Raw genomic sequence first — 5,197 nt, forward strand, 5'->3', positions numbered from 1 at the left:
CGCCAGCCCAACAGATAAGGGCAACCTTATCTGGACGGTGAACGCGGAGATCGCCACGCCACCCACCGGAACACCACACCGAAACACCAGCTCACAAGCGGTTTCACCCGCAACCGCGACCGGAAAACCCCAGGTCACCGTGACTCAACCGAAAACGCCCACCAGACCGACCGCAGCAAACACTTGATTCAAGGGCGAAAGTGACCTCCCAGGAACATATGCGCGACGACTCCCCTTCGCCGTCGAGCGTTCCGAGCCACGCCGCCGGCGGGTGACAGGCGGTGTTTCGCGCAGGTTCTTTTCGGTCACGGACACACCTGTTATTCTCTAATATAGAGAACCCCTAAGTGCGGTTCCCCCGAGAAATGAGCCACACATGCCTATTGGATTCGCCCCCGGCGAGGCTGTTGCCGCGGACGGCGACCGGCCGGAGGGCGCGGCGCGCAGGCGGCGGCATGTCCAGGTCCTCGCCGGCGATGGTGTGCGGTTGTCGTGCAGCGACTACGGTGACCGATCCGCCAGGCACACCGCTGTTTTCCTGCACGGGTGGTGTCTGTCCAGGGCCGAGTGGGCCCGTCACATCGACTCGTTGCAGCGTCGTCACGAAGGCTCGGTGCGGGCGATCGGCTACGACCACCGCGGACATGGCAGGTCGCAGTCCGCGCCGACGTCGACGTATCGGGTCGATCGGCTCGCCGACGACTTGGCCTACGTCCTCGATGAGCTCAAGGTCACCGGATCGCTGACCTTGATCGGGCATTCGCTGGGAGCGATGGTGGCCCTGGAATATCTCCGGCGTGCCGCGCGGCCGGTGGATCCGGCGGGATTGGTGCTGGTCGGCGCCGCGGCTGGCCGGCTCACTGAACGTGGCTTGGGTCGGCTGCTGAGCACCCCCGGCCTGGCTCGACTGTGCAGGGTCGTTGAGTATTCACCCGATCAGGCCGTTCGTGTGCTGGGTGCTCCGCTGTGCGCGGCGGTGGGTCGCTGGCGTGCCGGCGGGCCCGCGCAGCGCGCCAGGCTGGCTGAGGTGATCGCGTCGGCGCTGGCGAGTACCCCGGTGGCGACTGCGGTCGGGTTCGTGGGCGGGCTCAGGGATTTCGACGCCACCGCAGTGTTGGGGTCGGTTACCGCGCGCACGGTGGTGGTCAGCGGCAGCGGGGACGTGTTGACGCCGCCTGAGCATTCTGACGAGCTGGCTGCGTCGATTCCGGGGGCGGTCCACGTGTGTGTCCCCGGCGCCGGGCACATGCTGCCTCAGCAGGCACCCCATGTGGTGTCCCAAGCCATCGAGCGCGCCATCTTCGCCGGATCAGGACCGATTCAGGCGTTGAACACGTTGAGCGAGAAGCGTTTATCGATGCCGTCAACGTCGGCGGCCTGTTCGTCGACAGCTCCTATCAGCGGACGGCTGATATGACGCGGGTACGCGAGCTTGCGGCCGGGTGGGATCGTCGGCTGGCCGGACCGACACGCTGCTCGGGGTGTGGCCGATGCAGCTCAAAACGCAGGACGTCGCGCTGGTCTCCAGCGGCGGGCAGCGTATCCACGTCACGACCCGCACGTTCGGCGGCGGGGCCCGTAATTGCCGTTCCGTCGAGTCAGTTCCGAAATCTGCGTAACCACAGGCTTTTTAGTAGAGCAGCGATCGGCATGGTCAGCATCATCGACGCTGACGTCGACACCATTAGTTCCCGTCACATGGATCAGGCGCATTCGGCGGCATGGCATGGCGCCGCGCGGCAAAACCTACTGGTGGCGCGCAGAACTAACACTCGCTTTTCACCGACAGCTTGTCGGAAATTACTCGGCGCTGTCAGTGAAAAGTGTTACCGTGTCGAGTATGTCCGCACTGCGTCACGACTATCGGCCGGAAGCCGGGATGCGCACAGCATCGCCGGAGGCTTCGCCGTGCGCAGATAATGCCACTCCCACCATCGATGGGTTCTGGACGATCAAGTTCACCAGTGGCTTGTTCCAGTCCGGGTGCTTTCGGCAGCTTCGTCACCCTTCCGCCCTCTCAACGGGCGTGTGCCCCAGCCGGAAGCAAGGGCCAGAAGAACAATCTCATAAATCTCTCATCTTTTCCGTTGCCCCTGGCAGAAACGACGCTTGACGTTTCTGCATTTGGTGCTTCTTAAACACATTGCACCGCAACATTTTTCAACAATCAACGTGCTGGACAACGCTTGATTTCGGATGCACCATTCAACCTGCCGGATAAGCAAACCCGCTCAGCGGGAACGGATTCGGCACGTGAGTCGCGGTGACGCGCACCCGCACGGCAACTTGAGAACTTCACAGTGTGTGATGCGCTGTCCCCACCGGGACAGGTGTGCGCGCCGCCTCGGCGACCGGGGCTCCTACGGGAGTCACTGACCGGTCAGCCAGACGCGCGGGTATGCCCCCCGGACCGGTGAGCGGGACAGCCGCCGGGTGCCGCCATGCACCCGGCACGTTCGCGGACGGGCCGGTACCTGAAAATCCGGCCCGTCCGCGGGCGCAACGCGCCGCTAGCTCAATCGGTAGAGCAGCTGCCTCTTAAGCAGCGGGTACGGGGTTCGAAACCCTGGCGGCGCACCACCTGGAAAACGATGAAAACTCGATTGCACCGATCGTGTCCCGCCCGCAAGACGGCGACACTGCGGCATCCCGCCGCAAAACGACAACCCGGCCAACACCGGTCGGGCACCAACGCTGGCCGGCACGGTGCGGGGAAAGACGCCTTCGGGTGGGTCGCGCTGGGAGGGCCACCGGACACGGTGGGACCGCACGGACAGACGTGCCGTCGGGAAGGCCGGACGCAAATCGGCCGGAAGTGCGTGGGCCCGGCACCGCTACACACGAGCCACCGAGTGGTCCCGTCGGGCGCAACAATCCGGGACGCGTGCGGATGTAGCTCAGCTGGCAGAGCGCGACCCTTCCAAGGTCGATGTCGCGGGTTCGATGCCCGTCGTCCGCTCCACGGTCGAGACTGCTCCGCGTGTCGCAGCGCTGTAGTCGTATTGGCTGGGTCCGCAGGTAGGTTCCCTCAGCGGGCGAGTATTGGAAGTACCAGGCGCCAGGACCGCTCGGGGTTATGGGCGCCGTCGTAGCAGGTAAGTGCGGCTACTGGTTTCGGCGTGGAGACATCGGCATCGGAGCATCGGGAGGAACCACTCTGATAGTTCCGGTCGAAGACTTTTGGACCGCGATCCCGGTAGTCCCGGATCTGTCGCGTCAGGACGTACCCGCATGAGATACCAGCTACAAGTCACGGTCGAGGTCGAAGCAGACACACCTCACGACGCTGTAGATGCCGCTGTCACAGTTATGCGCGCAGCGCAGACTCACGATCTCATGGTGGTCAACGTGTATGCACCCGGCTCCGCGTATTGAACCAGGCCCTCTGGCGAAACTGGCAGACGCGCCGCGCTCAAACCGCGGTTCCCTTGTGGGAGTATGGGTTCGATCTTCGCGAGGGCCACCCATGCCTTGTGGTGTAACCGGTAGCACCGGTGATTTTGGTTCACCGTGTCCAGGTTCGAATCCTGGCGAGGCAGCGGCCGGCGGGCTGAGACTCACAAGTGCCCGGTGGTCTAACCGGCAGGACGCCTGATTCTGAGTCAGGATGGTGGAGGTTCGAATCCTCCTCGGGCATCGTCTTACCGTTCTGGTGGCATTTGTCGCCTCTGTCGCATAGTCTCTATTTTAGAGACAACTATGTCGGCGGCGCCGGGGTAAGGAACGCGATCGAGATGGCACACAAACTATCCGCACACCTGCGATACGGAACCTGCACGTGCGGCAACGGATCCCCCTCGCGCGACGACCACGATCAGATGTTGGCACTGTGCCGCCGGATAGCCGCCGACATGGGCGATGCCGTCACCGCGGTCTACGCCGACCCCACCGACACCCTGAGCTGGCCGCACGTCAGCCTGCAGCTGTCATATTCATTGTTCGATCCGGACGCCCCCGAACTGAACCGGCTAGCTCGGGTCTGGGCGCCGAAACTGGAAGCGGCGTTCGGGATTACGACGCACATCAACGGCTGTACCAACTGAACTGGACCAGCCATGGATTACCTGTTCGAAATCGACCTGACCAACGCCGCCGACATCGATGCCGCGATCCTTGATCGCGAATCAGCCCTCGACCGCATCGCTGAGGAACTGGGCGCGTTACGGGAGGCCCGCCTCACGTTTCATTGGCCCGAAACGCGCTGAGCCGCCCGAACCGTGCACAACAGCATGTACACCCGCAGCGACATGTCTGACCTTGTGTCTTTGCCCCGATAGCTCAGTCCGGCCAGAGCAGCTGCCTTGTAAGCAGCACGTCGGCGGTTCGAATCCGTCTCGGGGCTCAGTCTGTTTCGTCGGCAGCGTGTCGGCACTCGTCGATCGCATCCAGCATCTGGCGCATTGTCCGTGCCCCATAGCGCAGCGTTTCCCGTGCCTGCATGGAACTGCCCGGTGACGGTAACACCGCGAAACGGGCTACGCGCGAACGAAAATCCCGGTGCTGTTCAGGTCGGCAGTGCTGGTGGGTAGCCAGCAGAAGGCCACGCAGCTCGGCGAACATGGCTTCGAACACAGTGGGTTGCATGGCAGTGGACGGTAGAGCGCTGTTGTCCGGCTGTTGCGCGTCACTTTCGATGACGACGATGGCGTCGTCGGGGTTGACGACGATCGGGTTAGGAGAACGGCCCCGCTCGGTGTGGTGAGCGGGGCCGTGGTGGGCGTGGTGACGGGGTGCCGGTCGAGTTGATGCGGTCCTGGTCGTTTTGACGCGAATTAGGTTCAGTCCGCGGCGGTTTCGGCGATAGCGATACGGGCGGCCTTCTCGTCGACGATGGCGTGAGCGGCAGCGAACGCGGCGGTCAGCGCGTGTAGGGCCAGGTTGTTGACCGCACGCGGGTGACCGCGGGAGGCGTTGTGGATCAGCCCGATCGCGTCCTCGGAGAACAGGGTGTCAGAACGCCCGGCGATTTTGCAGTGATGGCCGATGTAGTCGGCGGTGTCGGTGCCGCTCATCCCGGCGATGGTGTAGCGAACGGCGATGCGTTGATCTAAAGCGGCGAGCACGCCCAGCCGGAGCCGGTGGCGCAGGCTGGGTTGGCCGATGAGCACGACCGCGAACGGGGATCCGGAGTCCATGTCGTGGTTGGTGAGCAGCCGGATCGATTCGAGCTGTTGATTATCGAGCAGGTGTGCCTCGT

Annotated in this window: 6 protein-coding genes and 6 tRNA genes; 10 read left to right on the top strand and 2 right to left on the bottom strand. The window is 63.8% G+C overall.

What is annotated here, in order from left to right; translation table 11 throughout:
* The first annotated feature begins 376 nt into the window (after positions 1 to 376).
* From AC2VOU_RS13980 to AC2VOU_RS14025, 10 genes are all read left to right on the top strand, one after another.
* Positions 377 to 1,417, top strand: coding sequence for an alpha/beta fold hydrolase (locus tag AC2VOU_RS13980; RefSeq protein ID WP_486957928.1), 1,041 nt, complete (start codon positions 377 to 379; stop codon positions 1,415 to 1,417).
* A gap of 25 nt (positions 1,418 to 1,442) precedes the next feature.
* Positions 1,443 to 1,619 (top strand): hypothetical protein, encoded by a 177-nt coding sequence (locus tag AC2VOU_RS13985; protein ID WP_486957929.1) that lies wholly within the window; start codon positions 1,443 to 1,445, stop codon positions 1,617 to 1,619.
* 885 nt (positions 1,620 to 2,504) lie between these two features.
* A tRNA-Lys gene (locus tag AC2VOU_RS13990) sits at positions 2,505 to 2,580 on the top strand.
* Positions 2,581 to 2,886: 306 nt separating this feature from the next.
* A tRNA-Gly gene (locus tag AC2VOU_RS13995) sits at positions 2,887 to 2,962 on the top strand.
* A 417-nt stretch (positions 2,963 to 3,379) separates the two neighbouring features.
* A tRNA-Leu gene (locus AC2VOU_RS14000) sits at positions 3,380 to 3,463 on the top strand.
* Positions 3,464 to 3,467: 4 nt separating this feature from the next.
* A tRNA-Gln gene (locus tag AC2VOU_RS14005) sits at positions 3,468 to 3,539 on the top strand.
* Between the two features lie 25 nt (positions 3,540 to 3,564).
* A tRNA-Gln gene (locus AC2VOU_RS14010) sits at positions 3,565 to 3,637 on the top strand.
* A gap of 97 nt (positions 3,638 to 3,734) precedes the next feature.
* Positions 3,735 to 4,043, top strand: coding sequence for a hypothetical protein (locus AC2VOU_RS14015; protein ID WP_486957930.1), 309 nt, complete (start codon positions 3,735 to 3,737; stop codon positions 4,041 to 4,043).
* A 12-nt stretch (positions 4,044 to 4,055) separates the two neighbouring features.
* Positions 4,056 to 4,205 carry a hypothetical protein gene (locus AC2VOU_RS14020; RefSeq protein WP_486957931.1) on the top strand — a complete coding sequence of 50 codons (150 nt, stop codon included), beginning with the start codon at positions 4,056 to 4,058 and terminating at the stop codon, positions 4,203 to 4,205.
* Between the two features lie 62 nt (positions 4,206 to 4,267).
* Positions 4,268 to 4,342 (top strand) — tRNA-Thr (locus AC2VOU_RS14025).
* On the opposite strand, the gene AC2VOU_RS14030 is transcribed toward AC2VOU_RS14025, so the two are convergent.
* The gene (locus AC2VOU_RS14030) at positions 4,342 to 4,584 is read right to left on the bottom strand and encodes a hypothetical protein (RefSeq protein WP_486957932.1); all 243 of its coding nucleotides are present in this window, start codon (positions 4,582 to 4,584) and stop codon (positions 4,342 to 4,344) included. The two genes, AC2VOU_RS14025 and AC2VOU_RS14030, sit on opposite strands and share 1 nt — an antisense overlap.
* 194 nt (positions 4,585 to 4,778) lie before the next feature.
* Positions 4,779 to 5,197, bottom strand: a 419-nt coding sequence (locus AC2VOU_RS14035) for an ExeA family protein (RefSeq protein WP_486957933.1), incomplete at its 5' end; no start/stop codon positions are given.

The organism is Mycobacterium sp. TH-M25 (genome assembly GCF_057473665.1).